Below are 18,322 nucleotides of genomic sequence, written 5' to 3' on the forward strand. Positions count from 1 at the left end.
ACAAAATCCAGCCCCTCCGGCGATTGAGGAGCGGGGGTTCGGGGGCCGGCCCCCGACCCGGGCCCGCAGGATGCGGGACCCCGTCGCACAGGGCCCGCGCCCGGGCGCCCCGGTCAGGGGAGGATCACGCTGCGGGAGAGATTCCTCGGGCGGTCCGGATCGAACCCCTTGCGCTCCGCCAGCTCCACCGCCAGCCTCTGCACCCTCACCAGATCCGCCATCGGATCACCCCCCTGATGCACCACCAGACTCCCCCCCACCCTCCCCACCTCACCGGACAACCCCTCCGGCAGCTCCCCGAACACCCACGCCACCCGCCCCGCCCCCGTGATCGCGATCGGCCCGTGCCGGTACTCCATCGCCGGATACGCCTCCGTCCACGCCCCGGCCGCCTCCCGCATCTTCAGCCCCGCCTCCAGCGCCAGCCCGTACGTCCAGCCGCGCCCGAGGAACGTCCACTGCTCCGCCCCCACCGCCGCCTCCGGCAGCGGCTCCGTCACCGCCAGCTCCGCGTCCACCGCCGCCTCCGTGACCGGCTTCAGACCCGGCACCGGGCCGAGGCCCGCGCGCAGGAAGGCCAGCGCGGTCGTGGCGAACCGGGTCTGCACCACCGACTCCTCGTCCGCCCAGTCCAGCACCGCCACCTCGTCCGCCGCGTGCGTCACCGGGGTCGCCGGGTCCGCCGTCAGGGCCGTCGTCGGGACCCGGCCCTTGAACCGGGCGAGCAGGTCCAGCACCTCGGTGGTCGTCCCCGAGCGGGTGATCGCCACCACCCGGTCGTAGGAGCGGCCCACCGGGAACTCCGACGCCGCGAACGCGTCCGTCTCCCCCTGCCCCGCCGCCTCCCGCAGCGCCGCGTACGCGATCGCCATGAACCACGACGTCCCGCACCCGGTCACGGCCACCCGCTCCCCCGGCCTCGGCAGCCCCCCGAAATCCACCACGGCACGGGCCGCACGGCGCCAACAGGCGGGCTGGGTGGCTATCTCTGTCGCAGTACGGGACATGTGGCAAGACTCCTCGCGCGCGTACACGTGTATACCGACCGGCACTTGACCATTCCGTGCCGAGACGTGCTTAGCAGGCCCGGACACACCAGGGCAATGGGCACCTCCCGCGCCCCATAACAAAACCCTTCTGTAGAACAGACGTTGCAGAAGTGAGACCGCGCGGCATAGACCACTGAACCCCCCGTGATGGAAAATCGCAGCTCGCCCGGGGGGCGGCAGCAGGCTGCATGCGGGCACACATCAAGCAATCGGCGAACCGGGAGCAGAGCTGTGCCACGGCACTTCTTGAGTCTGACGGCGGCGACCGCGGCACTGGCCCTCACCCTCACGGGCTGTGGCGGCTCCAGCGGCCCGGACGAGGTCACGCTCAGCCTCATCGCCGCCGACTACGACGTCAGCGGCGGCCAGAGCAGCAAGACGTACTGGTCCAAACTGGTCCGGGAGTTCGAGTCCCAGCACACCAACATCAAGGTCGAGGTGCGGATAGAGCCCTGGACCGATGTGGACCGCGAGGTCTCCGAGCTGGTGAAGGAGGGCAAGGCCCCCGACATGGCGCAGATCGGCGCCTACGCCGACTACGCCGCCGACGACAAGCTCTACAGCGCGGACGAACTCCTCTCCATCCCCGTGCAGTCCAACTTCCTGCCCCCGCTGGCGGACGCCGGCGAACAGCGCCGGGTGCAGTACGGGCTCCCGTTCGCCGCCTCCACCCGGCTGCTCTTCTACAACAAGGACCTCTTCGCGGAGGCCGGGATCGAGAAGGCCCCGAAGACCTGGGCGGAGCTGAGCGAGGCCGCCGAGCGGCTGAAGTCCGGCACCGATGTGAAATACCCCTTCGCGCTGCCGCTGGGGCCCGAGGAGGCCCAGATCGAGACCATGATGTGGCTGCTCGGCAGCGGCTCCAACGGCTATGTGGACCCCGGCGGCGGCTACTCCATCGACACCGAGGAGAACGCCGGCACCCTTCAGTGGATCAAGTCCCATCTGGTCGGCCCCGGCCTCACCGGACCCGGCGCCCCCGGTGAGCTGAACCGCAAGGACGCGTTCGCCGCCTTCACCCGGGGCGAGGTGGGGATGCTCAACGGCCACCCCTCGCTGATCAAGCAGGCCAGGGCGGCCGGTGTCGGGCTCGGCATGGTCCCGGTGCCCGGCCGCACCGGGGAGACCAAGGCCTCCCTCGGCGTCGCCGACTGGATCATGGGCTTCAAGGAGAACGGCAACAAGGACGAGATCGGCACCTTCCTGGACTTCCTCTTCGCCGACAAGAACGTCCTGGCGTTCGCCTCGCAGAACGATCTGCTGCCGGTGACGGTGACCGGCTCCGAGGCGATGGAGCTGGACCCGGACCACAGGGATCTGCGGCAGTTCCTGCGGGAGCTGCCCGCCGCGCTGCTGCCCCCGGTCGACAAGACCTCCTGGGGCGCCGTGAGCGACGACATCAAGCGGAACATCGGCAAGGCCGTGACCGAGGGCACCACCCCGGAGAAGGTGCTGGGCCGGATCGCCCGGAACGCCGCCGAGGCCGAGGCCAAGGAGGAGTAGCGGGCACCGGCCCGGCGGGCGCGGGGGGCGGGCTGTCGGCGCCCGCGTCTATGTTGGAGGCATGACCGACACCGCGCCGCTCTCCGAGCGTGACCGCGCCGTGCTCGCCATGGAACAGCACTCCTGGCCGGGCCCCGGCGCCAAGGAGCGCGCCATCAGGGAGCGGCTCGGCATCTCCCCGGTCCGCTACTACCAGCTGCTCAACGCCCTCCTCGACGATCCCCGCGCCCTCGCCCACGCCCCGGTGACCGTCAACCGGCTGCGCCGTGTCAGAGACGGGAAACGCACACGCCGCTAAGGTCGGGGCCATGGGCAGCTCCCCGTACGCGCATCCTCTGCCGTCCCCGTCGACCCCGGCGGGCCGCGACGGCCTCGCCGCACTTCTGGACCGTCCCCGCGGTGCCGTCGTCGCACTCGACTTCGACGGCACCCTCGCCGAGATCGTCCCCGACCCGGAGCAGGCCCGCGCCCACCCCGGCGCGGTGCCGGCGCTGGCGCGCCTCGCGCCCGGGGTGGCGTCCGTGGCGGTGGTCACCGGCCGCCCCGCGGGGGTCGCGGTCCGCTACGGCGGCTTCGCCGGGGTGGCGGGGCTGGACCATCTGGTGGTGCTCGGGCACTACGGCGCCGAGCGGTGGGACGCGGTCACCGGCACCGTGAACACCCCCGCCCCGCACCCCGGCGTCGCCGCCGTCCGCGCCGAGCTGCCCGGCTTCCTCGACCGCATCGGCGCCTGGCAGGGGACCTGGATCGAGGAGAAGGGCCAGGCCGTCGCCGTGCACACGCGCCGCGCCGCCGACCCGCGGGCCGCCTTCGAGGCGCTGCGGGAGCCGCTGGCCGGTCTCGCCTCCCGGCACGGTCTGGTGCTGGAGCCCGGCCGGATGGTGCTGGAGCTGCGCCCGCCGGGCATGGACAAGGGCGTCGCCCTCGCGGAGTACGTGCGCGAGGTGAAGGCCGAGGCCGTGCTGTACGCGGGGGACGACCTCGGGGACCTGCCCGCCTTCGCGGCCGTGGAGAAGCTCCGCTCGGACGGACTGCCGGGGCTGCTGGTGTGCAGCGGCAGCACGGAGGTCACCGAGCTGGCCGAGCGGGCCGATCTGCTGCTGCCGGGCCCGGCCGCGGTGGTGGAGTTCCTGGCGGCCCTCGCGGAGCGGCTGTAGTCCCCCGCGGCGGGGCTACAGCTCCCGCAGCGCCTCCAGCTGGTCGAGGAACCACCGCTCGGGCGGCAGCGCCGTGGCCGCCGCCGCGAGCCGCCCGGTGCGCCGGGCGCGCTCGTCGGCGGGCATGGTGAGCGCCCGGTGCAGGGCGTCGGCGGTGGCGGTGATGTCGTACGGATTGACGGTGAGCGCGTCCCCGCCCAGCTCCTCGTGCGCCCCCGCCTCCCGGGACAGCACCAGCGCGCAGCCCTCGTCGGAGACCACCGGGATCTCCTTGGCGACCAGGTTCATCCCGTCCCGGATGGGGTTGACCAGGGCGACGTCCGCGAGGCGGTAGGCGGCGAGCGAGCGGGCGAAGTCGTCCTTCACATGGAGGACGACCGGGGTCCAGCCGGGTGTGCCGTACTCCTCGTTGATCTCGTCGGCGACCCGTCGCACCTCGGCCGTGTAGTCGCGGTAGACCGCCAGGTCCTGCCGGGAGGGGTAGGCGAAGGCGACATGCACCACGCGCTCGCGCCACTCGGGGCGGGACGCGAGCAGCTCCCGGTAGGCGAGCAGCCCGCGCACGATGTTCTTGGACAGCTCGGTGCGGTCCACCCGCACGATGGTGCGCCGGCCGGGGCCGATCTGCTCGCGGAGGGCGGCCATCCGCTCCGCCACGTCCGGGCGGTGGGCCCGCTCCCGCAGGAAGCCGGCGTCCGCGCCGAGGCCGTGCACCCCGATCCGGGCGCCGTCGAGGGCCTTCTCGCCGAGCACCCGGGTGACGCACTCGCCGAAGAGACCGGCCCAGCGGCGGGTGAGGAAGCAGGTGCGGTCGGCGCCGAGGAGGCCGCGCAGGAGCTGCTCGGCGATGTCGTCGGGGAGCAGCCGGAAGTAGTCGGCGGGCGCCCAGGGGGTGTGCGAGAAGTGCCCGATGCGCAGATCGGGCCGGAGCTCCCGGAGCAGCCCGGGGACGAGCGCGAGGTGGTAGTCCTGCACCAGCACGGCGGCGCCGTCGTCGGCGTGGTCGGCCAGCGCCCGCGCGAAGGAGCGGTTGTAGCTCTCGTACGCGGCCCACTGACGGCGGAACGCGGCGTCGAAGACGGGTTCCAGCGGGGTCTGGTAGAGCAGGTGGTGCACAAACCAGAGCACGGAGTTGGCGATGCCGTTGTACGCGTCGGAGTGGACGGCGGGGTCGATGCCGAGCATCAGCACCCCGGGCTCGCCGGTGCCGCGCCGCAGGGCCTCGCGGTCGCCGTCGCCGAGGGCGGAGCAGATCCAGAGGGCGTCCTCCCCCGAGCCGATCGCGGAGAGGCCGGAGACGAGTCCGCCACCGCCGCGCCGGGCGTCGAGGGTGCCGTCGTCGCGGAGCGTGTAGGAGACGGGGCCCCGGTTGGACGCGACGAGAATCCGCGCGCGGGACGGGGCGGTGGGGGGCTCGGAGACCATGTCGCGAACCTAGCCCGTCCCGCGCGGACTCAAACGTGCGTACGGCTCCGGTTGGCTCACTCGGGCCGGGTGCCCGCCGCCGCTCCGGCGCCCCGGCGGCCGCGGGCGGCGGCGTAGGCGACGATCCCGGCGGCGGCGAGGCTCAGCGCGAGCCCGCCGAGGAGCCAGAGGCGCTCGGCGCCGGTGCCGCTCTGCCGGGGGCCCAGGGTCTGGGCCGCCGCCGGGCCGTGCAGCAGGGCGGAGCCGAGCAGAGCGGGGCCGAGCAGCGCCGTCGCGGCGACGACGGAGCGGTGCACAAATCTCATATATAGGATATTCAGCCAGCGGGTGGGAGTCAGGCGGCGCGACGCGCCGCGTACTCGGGGATCTCCCCCATCGGGGGCCGCTCCTCGGTGTCCACCCGGTGGGTGCGCGGCTCGAAACCGTGCTCACCGCGCTCGAACTGGGTGAGCGAGGGGCGCACCAGATGGCCCCGGGTCAGCCGGAGCTGGGCGGTCCGGTAGATCGCGGCGGCCATCCGGCCGAGGGCCTGGCCGTCCTGGTGGCGGTGTTTGCGGGAGCCCACGTCGACCTGGGCGAGGGCGTCCAGGCCCACCGTGTGCAGGGCGTCGACGAGCAGGCCCAGCTCCACCCCGTACCCCACCGGGAAGGGCAGCCGCTCCAGCAGCCCGCGCCGGACCGCGTACTCCCCGCCCAGCGGCTGGACGAACCCGGCCAGCAGCGGCCAGTGCAGATTGAGCAGCGGCCGGGCCACCAGCTCGGTCACCCGGCCGCCCTGCCCCGGGGTGTCGTCGAGGGGGCGGTCGTACATCGCCTTGACGAAGTCGATGCCGGGGTCGGTCAGGAGCGGGCCCACGATCCCGGAGACGAAGTCGGCGGAGAAGTCCCGCAGGTCGGCGTCGACGAAGCAGACGATGTCACCGCGGGTAACCATCAGTGACCGCCAGAGCACCTCGCCCTTGCCGGCGACGGCGGGAATCCGGGGCAGGATCGCGTCCCGGTGCACCACCCGCGCGCCCGCCGCGGCGGCCACATCGGCCGTGCGGTCGGTGGAGCCGGAGTCGATCACCACCAGCTCGTCGACGAGCGGGGCGGTCTCCATCAGCTCCCGGCGGATCACGGTGACGATGTCACCCACCGTGGCCTCCTCGTTGAGCGCGGGCAGCACCACGCTCACCGTGGCGGGCACGGCCCGCTTCGCGGCGAGCAGCCGGGGCAGCGGCCGGTCGGCCGCCGACCAGGAACGCCTGGTCAGCCAGCGCTCTGTCTCGTCGAGCACGTTCGCCCACTCCCCACAGCTGTGACGCATCTCGCGGTTCGGACGACTATCTCAACCGTCCACCCCTTCGGTTACAGTCTTGAACAACACGGATGCCCACCGCATGTCGGGGTCGGGTCCCGTGTTCACAATCGAATACCGCTCATCCAGAGGGGCAGAGGGATACGGCCCGTTGAAGCCCCGGCAACCCTCCAGCCGGTCTCAGTCGCTGTTCAGCGCGTGAGGCTCCCGGCTCGGGAAGGTGCCAAATCCGTCTCATGGCGAGCCTCGCCATGGGAAAGATGAGGAGAAAGGGCCTCCCTCCATGGCTGTTCAGACTGACCTCAGCACCCCCGTCACCCCCGTCGACCTGGGCCCCGCAGCGGCTCTCTCGTGTCGCGAGTGCGGTGAGCGCTTCGCTCTGGGCCCGATCTTCGCCTGTTCCTCCTGTTTCGGTCCGCTGGAAGTCGCCTACGACCTCCCGTCCGGTGACCCCGAGGCGCTGCGCGCCCGGATCGCCGCCGGTCCGGAGAACATCTGGCGGTACGCGCCCCTGCTGCCCGTCCCCGCCGGCGTGGCGGACAAGCCGAGCCTGAACCCGGGCTTCACCAAGCTGGTCAAGGCCGACAACCTCGCCCGCGAACTGGGCGTCACCGGCGGGCTGTTCATCAAGGACGACTCCGGCAACCCGACCCACTCCTTCAAGGACCGGGTCGTCGCCATCGCCGTCGAGGCGGCCCGCGCCTTCGGCTTCACCACCCTGTCCTGCTCCTCCACCGGCAACCTCGCCGGCGCGGTCGGCGCGGCGGCGGCCCGGGCGGGCCTGCGCTCCTGTGTCTTCATCCCGCACGACCTGGAGCAGGGCAAGGTCGTCATGGCCGCGGTCTACGGCGGCGAGCTGGTCGGCATCGAGGGCAACTACGACGATGTGAACCGTTTCTGCTCGGAGCTGATCGGCGATCCGCTCGGCGAGGGCTGGGGCTTCGTCAACGTCAATCTGCGCCCGTACTACGGCGAGGGCTCCAAGACGCTGGCGTACGAGATCTGCGAGCAGCTCGGCTGGCGGCTGCCCGACCAGATCGTGATCCCGATCGCCTCCGGCTCCCAGCTCACCAAGATCGACAAGGGTCTCCAGGAGCTGATCCGGCTGGGCCTGGTCGAGGACCGCCCCTACAAGATCTTCGGGGCCCAGGCGGAGGGCTGCTCGCCGGTGGCGGCGGCCTTCAAGGCCGGGCACGACGTGGTGCGCCCGGTGAAGCCGGACACCATCGCCAAGTCGCTGGCGATCGGCAACCCCGCCGACGGGCCCTACGTCCTGGACATCGCCCGCCGCACGGGCGGCGCCGTCGAGGACGTCACCGACGAGCAGATCGTGGACTCGATCAAGCTGCTGGCCCGCACGGAGGGCATCTTCGCCGAGACCGCCGGCGGGGTCACCGTGGGCGTGACCCGGAAGCTGATCGAGGCCGGCGTGCTCGACCCCGCGCTGACCACCGTCGTCCTCAACACCGGTGACGGCCTCAAGACCCTGGACGCGGTGGCCCCGACCACCGGGCCCACCGCGACGATCCGCCCGAGCCTGGACGCGTTCCGCGACGCCGGCCTGGCCCACTGACCCGGCCCCGGCCCACGACCCCCTGGGAGAGCTGAAGATGAGCGTCAACGTCCGTATCCCGACCATTCTGCGCACCTACACCGGAGGCCGGGCCGAGGTGGCCGCCGAGGGCACCACCCTCTCCGAGGTGATCGCGGACCTGGAGCGGAACCACGCGGGGATCGCCGCGCGCGTCCTGGACGACAACGGCAGGCTGCGCCGCTTCGTGAACGTCTATGTCAATGACGACGACGTCCGCTTCGAGCAGGGCCTGGAGACCGCGACCCCGGACGGCGCCGGCGTCTCGATCATCCCGGCGGTCGCCGGCGGCTGAGCCCCGGCGCGTCTCTACGCACCGTCACCCCGATTGCCCCCTCCGCAAGAGAAACGGAGGGGGCAATTCTGTAGGGTTGAGCGCGCTACAGTTGGGGAACGCCCCTCGGCCGACGGTGCCGACCGGCCTATCAGAATGCGCCCGGGCGCGATAAGAAGCAGCCAATGTGTGCGCTTGATTTGAACCCTAAGTCCTCTTTGCCGGGCCCGACTTGCCCCGGGATCTCATGAATTCAGGCTGATTACCCGATGGCCCGTGCCCGGATTTCTCGTCCGATTGACCTGTTGCAGAGGGCAGTTGGGCAGATACATTCAGCCGCGGTCGACGCGTTCCGGCGCACACCTGTGGGGTCCTCAACCCGTCCCGGACGGGCAGGCACACGGCGGGTGAGGTCTGACCCGGGTCCGCGAGGTGCGGTCCTGCGCAAGGGCCAGTAATAGGGGAGTTAGGCATGGCTCAGGGCACCGTCAAGTGGTTCAACGCGGAGAAGGGGTACGGCTTCATCGCGGTCGACGGTGGTGCGGACGTCTTCGTCCACTACAGCGCGATCCAGATGGACGGCTACCGCACCCTGGAGGAGGGGCAGCGAGTCGAGTTCGAAATCTCGCAGGGACAGAAGGGTCCGCAGGCGGACATGGTGAAGCTCGCGGTCTGATCCCGCGTTCCTCGCCACACCTGCGACACCTGCGACGCGATCGGCCACCGACGCGCTCACACATGTGGGGTCCGCATCCCGGGAACGGGGTGCGGACCCCACAGGTGTGTCCGGGCGCGGCAGGCCGGCGGAGCCCCCGGGCGCCCTCGCGCGGGCGCTCCCGGAGCCCCGGCGCGGCGGGGCGGCGCGCGCCCGCGCACCGCCCCGCGGGGACGGGCTCCCGGGGCCCTCGCTCCCCCCGGTTCTCCCGGAGGCGCTTGCACTCGGAGGGGGCGAGTGCTAATCATTGGCGTTAGCACTCTCCTGGTGAGAGTGACAGAACAAGGACCGGGTCGGTGAGGTCCGCACGCCGGGTGGGGCAGAGAACCACACGGCTGGGGACCGTCCGTCGCGGGCGCCAGCGCGGTCCGGCCAGAGCTTCCCACCAGTCCGTGGAGGACACTTCACATGGCAAAGATCATCGCGTTCGACGAGGAGGCGCGGCGCGGCCTTGAGCGCGGTATGAACCAGCTCGCCGACGCCGTCAAGGTCACCCTCGGCCCCAAGGGCCGCAACGTCGTCCTTGAGAAGAAGTGGGGCGCGCCCACGATCACCAACGATGGTGTGTCCATCGCCAAGGAGATCGAGCTCGAGGACCCGTACGAGAAGATCGGCGCCGAGCTGGTCAAGGAAGTCGCCAAGAAGACGGACGACGTCGCCGGCGACGGCACGACCACCGCCACCGTTCTCGCCCAGGCGCTCGTCCGCGAGGGCCTGCGCAACGTCGCGGCCGGCGCCAACCCGATGGCCCTCAAGCGCGGCATCGAGAAGGCCGTCGAGGCCGTCTCCGGTGCCCTCCTGGAGCAGGCCAAGGACGTGGAGACCAAGGAGCAGATCGCCTCCACCGCCTCCATCTCCGCCGCCGACACCCAGATCGGCGAGCTCATCGCCGAGGCGATGGACAAGGTCGGCAAGGAAGGCGTCATCACCGTCGAGGAGTCCCAGACCTTCGGTCTGGAGCTGGAGCTCACCGAGGGTATGCGCTTCGACAAGGGCTACATCTCGGCGTACTTCGCCACCGACATGGAGCGTATGGAGGCGTCCCTGGACGACCCGTACATCCTGATCGTCAACTCCAAGATCGGCAACGTGAAGGACCTCCTTCCGCTGCTGGAGAAGGTCATGCAGTCGGGCAAGCCCCTGCTGATCATCGCCGAGGACGTCGAGGGCGAGGCCCTGTCCACGCTGGTCGTGAACAAGATCCGCGGCACCTTCAAGTCCGTCGCCGTCAAGGCCCCGGGCTTCGGCGACCGCCGCAAGGCCATGCTGAACGACATCGCCATCCTCACGGGCGGCACGGTCATCTCCGAGGAGGTCGGCCTCAAGCTCGAGAACGCCGGCCTGGACCTGCTGGGCCGCGCCCGCAAGGTCGTCATCACCAAGGACGAGACCACGATCGTCGACGGCGCCGGTGACAGCGACCAGGTCGCCGGGCGGGTCAACCAGATCCGCGCCGAGATCGAGAACTCCGACTCGGACTACGACCGCGAGAAGCTCCAGGAGCGCCTGGCGAAGCTGGCCGGCGGCGTGGCCGTCATCAAGGCCGGTGCCGCGACCGAGGTCGAGCTCAAGGAGCGCAAGCACCGCATCGAGGACGCCGTCCGCAACGCGAAGGCGGCCGTCGAGGAGGGCATCGTCGCCGGTGGTGGCGTCGCGCTGCTCCAGGCTTCCTCGGTCTTCGAGAAGCTCGACCTCGAAGGCGACGAGGCGACCGGCGCCAACGCCGTGAAGCTCGCGCTGGAGGCCCCGCTCAAGCAGATCGCCATCAACGGCGGCCTGGAGGGTGGCGTCATCGTCGAGAAGGTGCGCAACCTGCCCGTCGGCCACGGCCTGAACGCCGCGACCGGTGAGTACGTCGACATGATCGCCGAGGGCATCCTCGACCCCGCGAAGGTGACCCGCTCTGCCCTGCAGAACGCGGCCTCCATCGCGGCGCTGTTCCTGACCACCGAGGCCGTCATCGCCGACAAGCCGGAGAAGGCCGCCGCGGCCGCTCCGGGCGGCATGCCGGGCGGTGACATGGACTTCTGATCCCCCGGGATCGGCAGCTCCTGCTCCATCCGAAGGGCGGCACCCCTCTCCCAGGGGGTGCCGCCCTTCGGCGTGCGCCCGGCCGTACCGGGGGGTGCCGCCCTCCGGCGTGCGCCCGGCCGTACCCGGGGGTGTCCTGCGGGGCATCCCCTACGCCCCGGGGACGAGCCCTCCGCGCGCCCCTCCCTCCAGGGTCGCAGCAAGCCCGCCCTCGGGGATGATTCGCCCCGCCCTTCCTTGAGCCAGGGTCTATCCCGTCACCCACCCCGCTCAACGGGAAGGCCCCTCGGTGCGGTTGAGAAGACCGGCTCCCCCACGCGCGGCGGGCGGACCCGCCGCGGCCCCGGCCGGCGGCCCTGCGGTGACGGCCTTCGCGCCCGCCGGCCTCCGATCCGGCGGACCGGGCCCCCGCCGGCACCGCGCCAACTACATTGGCACAGGCGCCCATTGAGCCTCTTGCGCCACAGCAGCGAGCCCATCCACTGGAGGAACGACTTCATGCAGCGACGACGACTCGTACCCGTGCTCGCGGTGAGTGTCATGGCGACACTCGCACCCGCCGTGACCACCACCACCGCGGCGGCCGCACCGGGCCCCGGGACGAGTCCCCTGGCTCAGTACGCCCAGCAGAAGCTCACCTGGAAGCGGTGCCACCCGGATCTGCCGGCCGCCTTCCAGTGCGCCACGGTCAAGGTGCCGCTCAACTACGCCAAGCCCGGCGGCAAGAAGACGGACATCGCGATATCCCGCTACCGGACCAGTGTGCCCGGCAAGCGCCACGGCGTCCTGCTCTCCAACCCCGGCGGCCCCGGCGGCAGCGGGCTCGGTCTGCCGCTGGAGTTCAAGACCGCGCTGCCCCAGTCCGTGCGGGACCGGTACGACCTGATCGGCTTCGACCCCCGCGGCGTCGGCCGGAGCTCCCCCGTCACCTGCGGACTCTCCGGGGCCGAGGCCCTGTGGCCGCGGGTGTACAAGGCGAAGACCTACGCCAAGGACGTCGCCACGGCGAAGGGCGTCGCCGACAAGTGCCGCAAGAGGTCCGGGGAGAAGGTTCCGCACACCACCACCCGCAACACCGCGCGGGACCTGGATCTGATCCGTACCGTCCTCGGCGAGAAGAAGCTCAACTACGTGGGCTACTCCTACGGGACCTATCTGGGCGCCGTCTACAGCCAGATGTTCCCCCAGCGGACCGGCCGCTTCATCCTCGACAGCGCCGTCGACCCCACGCGCACCTGGCGCGGCATGATCCAGGCGTGGGCGGACGGCGCGGAGCCGGCGTTCCAGCGGTGGACGAAGTGGGCGGCGGCGCGGAACGCGGTCTACAAGCTGGGCGACACCCCGCAGAAGGTGAGCAAGTCCTTCTGGGACCTGGTGGCCCAGGCCGACCGGAAGCCCTTCGAGTACGAGGGCGAGGTGTTCAACGGCGACGGGGTGCGGGAGTACATGCGGTACTCGACCTTCAGCGTCGAGCCCGCCAGCGAACTGGTCGTGAACCTGAGGAAGGCCGCCGCCGGCAAGAAGACCGGCCCGGCGGGGACCGAGCCGCGCCGGCGGCCCGCCTTCGCCGTGGAGACGCCGGCCGACAACGGCGACGCGGCCTTCTGGTCGGTCGTCTGCGGGGACAACTCGGCGGCCTGGCCGCGCGACACCGAGCAGTACCGCAAGGACGCGGTCCGGGACAAGAAGCGCTACCCGCTGTACGGGGACTTCGGGTCCAACATCACGCCGTGCGCCTTCTGGAACAAGTCCGGTGAGCCGGTCACCAAGGTCGACAACAAGGTGCCCTCGCTGATCATCCAGAACGAGTGGGACTCGCAGACGCCGCTCTCGACGGCGAAGGGGATGAGGAGCGCGCTCAAGGGCGCGAAGATGGTGACCGTGAAGAACGGGGAGGGGCACGGGGTGTATCTCTTCGGCGGGAGCGCGTGCGCGGATGCCGCGGGGACGTCGTACCTGAACACCGGGAAGCTCCCGGCGAAGGACACCACCTGCGCCCCGGGCGCCCCCCGCACCTCCACCACCCCCCAGTCCCCCCTCCCCCAGCACCCCCACCGCTTCTGACCACCCCGTGCCGGACGGGCCCCCGGCCCGTCCGGCACGCACCCCGGCCCGTCCGGCACGCACCCCGGCCCACCCAGCACGACACCCCAGCCCGCTCGACGCGCACCCCAGCCCGCCCAGCGTGACATCCCAGCCCGTCCGGCGATTGAGGACGGACCCCGCACCACGGGACCCCGCACAAACCCAGCCCGTCCGGCGATTGAGGACGGACCCCGCACCACGGGACCCCGCACCCAGCGGGCCCGGGTCGGGGACCAGCCCCCGCACCCCACCCCCACCCCCTCATGACACCATCAAGCGTGCTCGACATCGGCTACTCCCTCTCCCCCCGCTTCCCCGACCCCCCTCAAACCGACTACCGCGCGGCCGACCCCCCCGCCCTCCGCCACGACCTCTTCTGCGGCGACGTCTACCTCGCCGACACCAAGGCCGACCGCGAGGTCTCCACCGCCTGGGGATGGGTCCCCGTCCTCGACTTCGCCTGGGCGCTCTGCGACATCGTCGAGCGCCTCGACCGCGACCCGCGCGGCAGCCGCTCCGCCACCCCCCAGCGCGCCGAGCTGGACTTCACGGAGTCCGCCGACCGGATGCTGTTCGAGCGGCGCTTCGGCTGGGTGGATGTGGAGGCGGACTGGATGCGCCGCGACGAGCCGCCGCTCACCTTCAGCCACAGCGAGCTGCGCCGCGAGTCCCGCGACTTCCTGCACGATGTGATCGCGGATCTGACCGATCTGCACGAGAGCCTCGCCGACAACCCGGTGATCTGGGACCTCCAGGCCCGCTTCCCCCGTATCTGAGACCCGTCCTCGGACGCCCCGCGAAAGGCCACGCCCCGCGAAAGGCCACGGACCGCGCACGCGCCCCCGGTCGTCCTCCCCGCGAGCCGGCCCCCCACAGCCCGGGCTCACCGCCCCCGTCGCGGCGGTGTCCCCGGCGTGCCATGCGGCGCCCCCGGCGGCCCTTGACCTCAAGCAAGGTTGAGGCAGGAGGGTTGGCCCTGTCACCGAGAGAGCACCACGACTCAGGGGAGCCCGCCATGCACGCCATCCGCCTCCACGCCTTCGGCCCCGCCGAGAACCTCGTCCACGAGGTGGCCGAGGACCCCGTCCCCGGCCCCGGCCAGGTGCGGATCTCGGTCGCCGCCGCCGGCGTCCACGTCCTGGACACCGCTCTGCGCCGGGGCGAGAGCGGCCCCTACGCCGAGCCGATCCCGCTGCCGACGATCCCGGGCCGCGAGGTCGCGGGCGTGGTCGACGCCCTCGGCGAGGGCACCGACGACCACTGGCTGGGACGGCCGGTCGTCGCCCATCTGGGCATGGTCCCGGGCGGATACGCCGAACTCGCCGTCACCGGCGCCGACCGGCTCCACGCGGTCCCGGACGGCCTGGACGCGGCGGAGGCCGTGGCCATGATCGGCACCGGCCGCACGGCGCTGGGCATCCTCCAGTTCGCCGAGCCGGGCCCGGACTCCACCGTGATCGTCACCGCGGCGGCCGGCGGCATCGGCACCCTGCTCGTGCAGTACGCCAAGAACGCCGGCGCCACCGTCATCGGTCTGGCGGGCGGCCCGGTCAAGGTCGCGGGCGTCCTGGCGAACGGCGCGGACATCGCCGTCGACTACAAGCAGCCCGACTGGCCCGAGCAGGTCCGCGACTACCTGGGCGAGCAGCGCGCCACCACCGTCTTCGACGCGGTCGGCGGCGCCAACGGGCGCGCCGCCGTCGATCTGCTCGGCAAGGGCGGCCGGCACGTCGTCTTCGGCTGGGCCGGGGAGAAGCTGCACGACGGGGAGCCGCTGACCTTCACCGAGGAGGAGCAGGCCGAGCGCGGGATCACCTCGGAGATGGTGCTCGGCCCGGGAATGCTGGAGCGGGCGGGCGGACTGCGCGCCCTGGAGGAGCGCTCCCTCGCCGAGGCGGCCACCGGCCGGCTCCGCCCGGCCGTCCACCGCTTCCCGCTCAGCGACGCGGCGGGCGCCCACCGGGCGATCGAGACCCGGGGGGCGGTCGGCAAGGTGGTCCTGATCCCCACCGGCTCCTCACCGGCTCCCGGCTCCGCGAGGCCCGCGAGGCCCGTGAGGCCCGTGAGGCCCTAGGCCGTCTCTTTCGGATCTTGCCGGGCTCGCGAGCCGAGCGACGCGAGCGCCTCGTCGGTCAGCCGGTACACGGTCCACTCGTCCTGCGGACGGGCGCCGAGCGACCGGTAGAAGTCGATCGATGGGGTGTTCCAGTCCAGGACCGACCACTCCAGCCGCTCGTACCCCCGCTCCACACAGATCCGCGCCAGCTCCGTCAGCAGCGCCTTGCCGTGCCCGCCGCCGCGCCGGTCGGGGCGTACGTACAGATCCTCCAGATAAATGCCGTGCACCCCGCGCCAGGTGCTGAAGTTCAGGAACCACAGGGAGAATCCGACGACTTCCCCGTCGTCCGTCACGGCGATGTGGGCGTGGGCGGCGGGCCGCTCGCCGAAGAGCGCCTCGCGGAGCTGCTCCTCGGTGGCGCGGACCTCGTGCAGCGCCTTCTCGTAGTCGGCGAGTTCCCGGACCATGCGGTGGATCGCGGGGATGTCCTCGGGCAGGGCGTTACGGATCATGGGATCAGCGTGGCCGAGCCCCGGCCGGCCACGCCGGCCGGTCCAGCATCCAAGACACCTCCGCCGGGCCGGGAGTTCACTCCCGGCCCAGCAGGGTCCGCGCGATCGACACCTGGACGGCGCCGAGCCGTTCCTCCCCGTCCTCGACCGTCCACAGACCGTTCTGGAGCACCCGCCCGAGCGACCACGCCCGGGCGCGCTCCCGGTCCAGCGCCAGGACCTCGGTCATCAGATCGAACCGCCGGCGCGTCTCGGCCGGGTCGAAGCGGTTGTGGAGGGCGGGGGCCAGCTCGAAGCCGGGGTCACCGGCCAGCGGCTTCGGGTCGATGGCGAGCCAGGGCTCGCGCTCGGCGGCGAGCACGTTCCCGTAGTGCAGATCCCAGTGGAGCAGCCGGTCACCGGGTTCGGCCAGAACCTCCCGTACCGCCGCCGCGCAGTCGAGGAGCAGCCGCCGCTCGGCGCTGTCGGCGAGGCGCGGTGCGGCGCCCGGCACCGCGTCGAGCATCCGGGCGGCGAGATCTCCGAGCCGGCGCATCCCCTCGGGGGCGGGCCGGTCCGTCAGCCGGGCCAGCAGCTCCGCGAGGACGCGCACCGCCTCGCGCGAGTCCTCCACCGACGACAGATCGCGGGTGCCGAGGCGCTCCAGCAGCAGGGTGCCGGTCTCGCGGTCGTGTTCCAGCAGCCGGGCCGCGCCGTCCCCGCCCCAGGCGCGCAGGGCGTCCGGCTCGCCCTCGGTCTCCTCGTCGAGTGCCTGGAGCTTCAGCACGGCGCCCGTGCCGTCCGCCCGCTCCACCGGCAGCACCAGGGCGCACACACCGTGCATGGGGGCTCCGGCGGTCCGCAGCCCCCAGCGGTCGAGGAAGCCGGCGGCCCGCGCGGGCAGCAGCCCGGCGAAGGCCCGGCCCTCCGCTCCCCGGTTCTCGGAGTAGTGGGCGACGAGAGCTTCCGGGACCTCGATCATGGAGTCGATGGTACGTACGGGGGGGGCGGGCCCGGGGGCGCGGCGGGCGCGGGCGGGCCGGGGCGGGGCGGGACAGGGCGGGGCAGGGCGGGCGCGAGGTCCGCTCCCACCGTTCTCCGGCCCCGGCCCCCTTGCGTACAGTCGTCGCACACGCGGCGCCGAGCAGCAGGGACACCATGACCAGGAGCACCGTCAACGGCGGCATTTCGTTCTGGTACGCACGGGACGGATTCCCCGTCCCCCGCGAGCCGCTGCCCGGCGACACCACGGCCGATGTCTGCGTCGTGGGCGGCGGATACACCGGGCTGTGGACGGCGTACTACCTGAAGAAGGCCGTCCCCTTCCTCAACATCACCGTCCTGGAGGCGAAGTTCTGCGGCTACGGGGCCTCCGGGCGCAACGGCGGCTGGCTCTACAACGGCATCGCCGGGCGCGACCGGTACGCCCGGCTGCACGGGCACGACGCCGCCGTCCGGCTCCAGCGGGCGATGAACGACACCGTGGCGGAGGTGATCCGGGTCGCCGCCGATGAGGGGATCGACGCGGACATCCACCCCGGTGGCGTCCTCGAAGTGGCCCGCTCCCCCGCCCAGGCGGCCCGGCTGCGGGAGTTCCACGCCGCCGAGCTGGCCTTCGGCGAGACGGACCGCACCCTGCACGGGGCCCGCGAGACCGCCGAACGCGTCCGGGTCGCCGGCGCCGTCGCCTCCACCTGGACCCCGCACGGCGCCCGGCTGCACCCGGCGCGGCTGGTGCGGGGCCTCGCCGATGCCGTGGAGCGCCTCGGGGTCACCCTCCACGAGTCGACCCCGGTCACCGCCATCCGGCCCCAGCACGCGGACACCCCGTACGGCACGGTCCGCGCGCCCTATGTGCTGCGCTGCACCGAGGGGTTCACGGCGGGGCTGAAGGGGCTGCGCCGCACCTGGCTCCCGATGAACTCCTCGATGATCGCCACCGAGCCGCTGCCGCCGTCGCTGTGGGAGACGATCGGCTGGGACGGCCGCGAGACCCTCGGCGATCTGGCGCACGCCTATGTCTACGCCCAGCGCACCGCCGACGACCGGATCGCCCTCGGCGGCCGGGGCGCCCCCTACCGCTACGGCTCGCGCACCGACAACGACGGCCGCACCCGGCCGGCCACCGTCGAGGCGCTGCGCGAGATGCTGGTCCGGCTCTTCCCGACCACGGCCGGGGTGCGGATCGACCACGCCTGGTCGGGCGTGCTCGGCGTCCCCCGCGACTGGTGCGCCACGGTCACCCTCGACCGCTCCACCGGCCTGGGCTGGGCGGGCGGTTACGTCGGTTCGGGCGTGGCCACCGCCAATCTCGCCGCCCGCACCCTGCGCGACCTGATCCAGCAGGACTCCGGCCAGGGCGGCGCCACCGCCCTGACGGGCCTCCCCTGGGTCAACCACAAGGTCCGCGCCTGGGAGCCGGAGCCGCTGCGCTGGCTGGGCGTCCAGGCGATGTACGCGGCCTACCGGGCCGCGGACCGGCACGAGTCCCTGGCCCGTACGACGGAGACCGCCCGCGCGGCCCGCCTCGCGGACCGGGTGTCGGGCCGCCACTGACCCCGGGGCTCCCGCACGGTGCCGGCCCGGGACGCGGAGGCTCCACTGCCGGCCCCCGCCGCGGTGAACCGGCCTGCGGGAGCCGG

17 protein-coding genes and 1 riboswitch are annotated in these 18,322 nt (G+C 72.5%); of the genes, 11 read left to right on the forward strand and 6 right to left on the reverse strand.

The genetic code is table 11. The features are described 5' to 3' along the window. Positions 1–113: 113 nt before the first annotated feature. Positions 114–1,007, reverse strand: a complete 894-nt coding sequence (locus ABT122_RS27950) for an SIS domain-containing protein (protein WP_351557939.1) — start codon at positions 1,005–1,007, stop codon at positions 114–116. A gap of 273 nt (positions 1,008–1,280) precedes the next feature. On the opposite strand from ABT122_RS27950, the gene ABT122_RS27955 reads away from it, so the two are divergent. The 3 genes from ABT122_RS27955 (at position 1,281) to otsB (ending at position 3,709) form a co-directional block, all read left to right on the forward strand. Further along, a complete protein-coding gene (locus ABT122_RS27955; protein WP_351557941.1) occupies positions 1,281–2,552 on the forward strand; it encodes an extracellular solute-binding protein in 1,272 nt (423 codons plus the stop codon). 61 nt (positions 2,553–2,613) lie between these two features. Further along, positions 2,614–2,850 (forward strand): DUF3263 domain-containing protein, encoded by a 237-nt coding sequence (locus ABT122_RS27960; protein ID WP_351557943.1) that lies wholly within the window; start codon positions 2,614–2,616, stop codon positions 2,848–2,850. A 10-nt stretch (positions 2,851–2,860) separates the two neighbouring features. Continuing rightward, positions 2,861–3,709: a trehalose-phosphatase gene (gene otsB, locus ABT122_RS27965; protein WP_351557945.1), complete on the forward strand. Its 849-nt coding sequence runs from the start codon at positions 2,861–2,863 to the stop codon at positions 3,707–3,709. A gap of 15 nt (positions 3,710–3,724) precedes the next feature. Here otsB and ABT122_RS27970 read toward each other — a convergent pair whose 3' ends face one another. The 3 genes from ABT122_RS27970 to ABT122_RS27980 are packed head-to-tail and all read right to left on the reverse strand — an operon-like array spanning position 3,725 to position 6,413. Further along, positions 3,725–5,134 (reverse strand): alpha,alpha-trehalose-phosphate synthase (UDP-forming), encoded by a 1,410-nt coding sequence (locus ABT122_RS27970; protein WP_351557947.1) that lies wholly within the window; start codon positions 5,132–5,134, stop codon positions 3,725–3,727. Positions 5,135–5,190: 56 nt separating this feature from the next. Continuing rightward, positions 5,191–5,439 (reverse strand): hypothetical protein, encoded by a 249-nt coding sequence (locus tag ABT122_RS27975; protein WP_351557949.1) that lies wholly within the window; start codon positions 5,437–5,439, stop codon positions 5,191–5,193. Positions 5,440–5,468: 29 nt separating this feature from the next. After that, the gene (locus tag ABT122_RS27980) at positions 5,469–6,413 is read right to left on the reverse strand and encodes a glucosyl-3-phosphoglycerate synthase (protein WP_351557951.1); all 945 of its coding nucleotides are present in this window, start codon (positions 6,411–6,413) and stop codon (positions 5,469–5,471) included. Between the two features lie 139 nt (positions 6,414–6,552). Further along, a riboswitch (SAM riboswitch) is annotated at positions 6,553–6,701 on the forward strand. 16 nt (positions 6,702–6,717) lie between these two features. On the opposite strand from ABT122_RS27980, the gene thrC reads away from it, so the two are divergent. From thrC to ABT122_RS28015, 7 genes are all read left to right on the forward strand, one after another. Then, a complete protein-coding gene (thrC, locus tag ABT122_RS27985) occupies positions 6,718–8,007 on the forward strand; it encodes a threonine synthase (protein ID WP_351557953.1) in 1,290 nt (429 codons plus the stop codon). Between the two features lie 37 nt (positions 8,008–8,044). Beyond that, positions 8,045–8,320, forward strand: a complete 276-nt coding sequence (locus ABT122_RS27990) for a MoaD/ThiS family protein (RefSeq protein ID WP_351557955.1) — start codon at positions 8,045–8,047, stop codon at positions 8,318–8,320. Positions 8,321–8,771: 451 nt separating this feature from the next. After that, on the forward strand, positions 8,772–8,975 hold the full coding sequence (locus tag ABT122_RS27995; protein ID WP_005315736.1) for a cold-shock protein: 204 nt from the start codon (positions 8,772–8,774) through the stop codon (positions 8,973–8,975). A 447-nt stretch (positions 8,976–9,422) separates the two neighbouring features. After that, complete coding sequence (gene groL / locus ABT122_RS28000) at positions 9,423–11,045, forward strand: chaperonin GroEL (RefSeq protein WP_351557957.1); 1,623 nt, start codon at positions 9,423–9,425, stop codon at positions 11,043–11,045. Between the two features lie 498 nt (positions 11,046–11,543). After that, positions 11,544–13,109 (forward strand): alpha/beta hydrolase, encoded by a 1,566-nt coding sequence (locus ABT122_RS28005; protein WP_351557958.1) that lies wholly within the window; start codon positions 11,544–11,546, stop codon positions 13,107–13,109. 299 nt (positions 13,110–13,408) lie between these two features. Next, entirely contained in the window at positions 13,409–13,906 is a 498-nt protein-coding gene (locus ABT122_RS28010) for a hypothetical protein (protein ID WP_351557992.1), read from the forward strand. 239 nt (positions 13,907–14,145) lie between these two features. Further along, entirely contained in the window at positions 14,146–15,204 is a 1,059-nt protein-coding gene (locus tag ABT122_RS28015) for a zinc-binding dehydrogenase (RefSeq protein WP_351557960.1), read from the forward strand. Here the strand turns inward: ABT122_RS28015 and ABT122_RS28020 are convergent. Together ABT122_RS28020 and ABT122_RS28025 are read right to left on the reverse strand one after the other, a co-directional pair. After that, positions 15,201–15,701, reverse strand: coding sequence for a GNAT family N-acetyltransferase (locus ABT122_RS28020; protein ID WP_351557962.1), 501 nt, complete (start codon positions 15,699–15,701; stop codon positions 15,201–15,203). The two genes, ABT122_RS28015 and ABT122_RS28020, sit on opposite strands and share 4 nt — an antisense overlap. A gap of 76 nt (positions 15,702–15,777) precedes the next feature. Continuing rightward, positions 15,778–16,662: an aminoglycoside phosphotransferase family protein gene (locus ABT122_RS28025; RefSeq protein WP_351557964.1), complete on the reverse strand. Its 885-nt coding sequence runs from the start codon at positions 16,660–16,662 to the stop codon at positions 15,778–15,780. Between the two features lie 176 nt (positions 16,663–16,838). Between ABT122_RS28025 and ABT122_RS28030 the strand changes: the two genes are divergently transcribed. Next, complete coding sequence (locus ABT122_RS28030) at positions 16,839–18,236, forward strand: NAD(P)/FAD-dependent oxidoreductase (RefSeq protein WP_351557966.1); 1,398 nt, start codon at positions 16,839–16,841, stop codon at positions 18,234–18,236. Positions 18,237–18,322 lie beyond the last annotated feature (86 nt).

Origin of the sequence: Streptomyces sp. NPDC001985, from assembly GCF_040296845.1 — a bacterium.
GTDB lineage: Bacteria > Actinomycetota > Actinomycetes > Streptomycetales > Streptomycetaceae > Streptomyces.

Bases quoted from the DNA above. Each gene is read 5' to 3' on its own strand.
- ABT122_RS27950 (WP_351557939.1), bottom strand. From the start codon at position 1,007: ATGTCCCGTACTGCGACAGAGATAGCCACCCAGCCCGCCTGTTGGCGC.
- ABT122_RS27960 (WP_351557943.1), top strand. From the start codon at position 2,614: ATGACCGACACCGCGCCGCTCTCCGAGCGTGACCGCGCCGTGCTCGCC.
- otsB (WP_351557945.1), top strand. From the start codon at position 2,861: ATGGGCAGCTCCCCGTACGCGCATCCTCTGCCGTCCCCGTCGACCCCG.
- ABT122_RS27970 (WP_351557947.1), bottom strand. From the start codon at position 5,134: ATGGTCTCCGAGCCCCCCACCGCCCCGTCCCGCGCGCGGATTCTCGTC.
- ABT122_RS27975 (WP_351557949.1), bottom strand. From the start codon at position 5,439: ATGAGATTTGTGCACCGCTCCGTCGTCGCCGCGACGGCGCTGCTCGGC.
- thrC (WP_351557953.1), top strand. From the start codon at position 6,718: ATGGCTGTTCAGACTGACCTCAGCACCCCCGTCACCCCCGTCGACCTG.
- ABT122_RS27990 (WP_351557955.1), top strand. From the start codon at position 8,045: ATGAGCGTCAACGTCCGTATCCCGACCATTCTGCGCACCTACACCGGA.
- ABT122_RS27995 (WP_005315736.1), top strand. From the start codon at position 8,772: ATGGCTCAGGGCACCGTCAAGTGGTTCAACGCGGAGAAGGGGTACGGC.
- groL (WP_351557957.1), top strand. From the start codon at position 9,423: ATGGCAAAGATCATCGCGTTCGACGAGGAGGCGCGGCGCGGCCTTGAG.
- ABT122_RS28005 (WP_351557958.1), top strand. From the start codon at position 11,544: ATGCAGCGACGACGACTCGTACCCGTGCTCGCGGTGAGTGTCATGGCG.
- ABT122_RS28015 (WP_351557960.1), top strand. From the start codon at position 14,146: ATGCACGCCATCCGCCTCCACGCCTTCGGCCCCGCCGAGAACCTCGTC.
- ABT122_RS28020 (WP_351557962.1), bottom strand. From the start codon at position 15,701: ATGATCCGTAACGCCCTGCCCGAGGACATCCCCGCGATCCACCGCATG.
- ABT122_RS28025 (WP_351557964.1), bottom strand. From the start codon at position 16,662: ATGATCGAGGTCCCGGAAGCTCTCGTCGCCCACTACTCCGAGAACCGG.
- ABT122_RS28030 (WP_351557966.1), top strand. From the start codon at position 16,839: ATGACCAGGAGCACCGTCAACGGCGGCATTTCGTTCTGGTACGCACGG.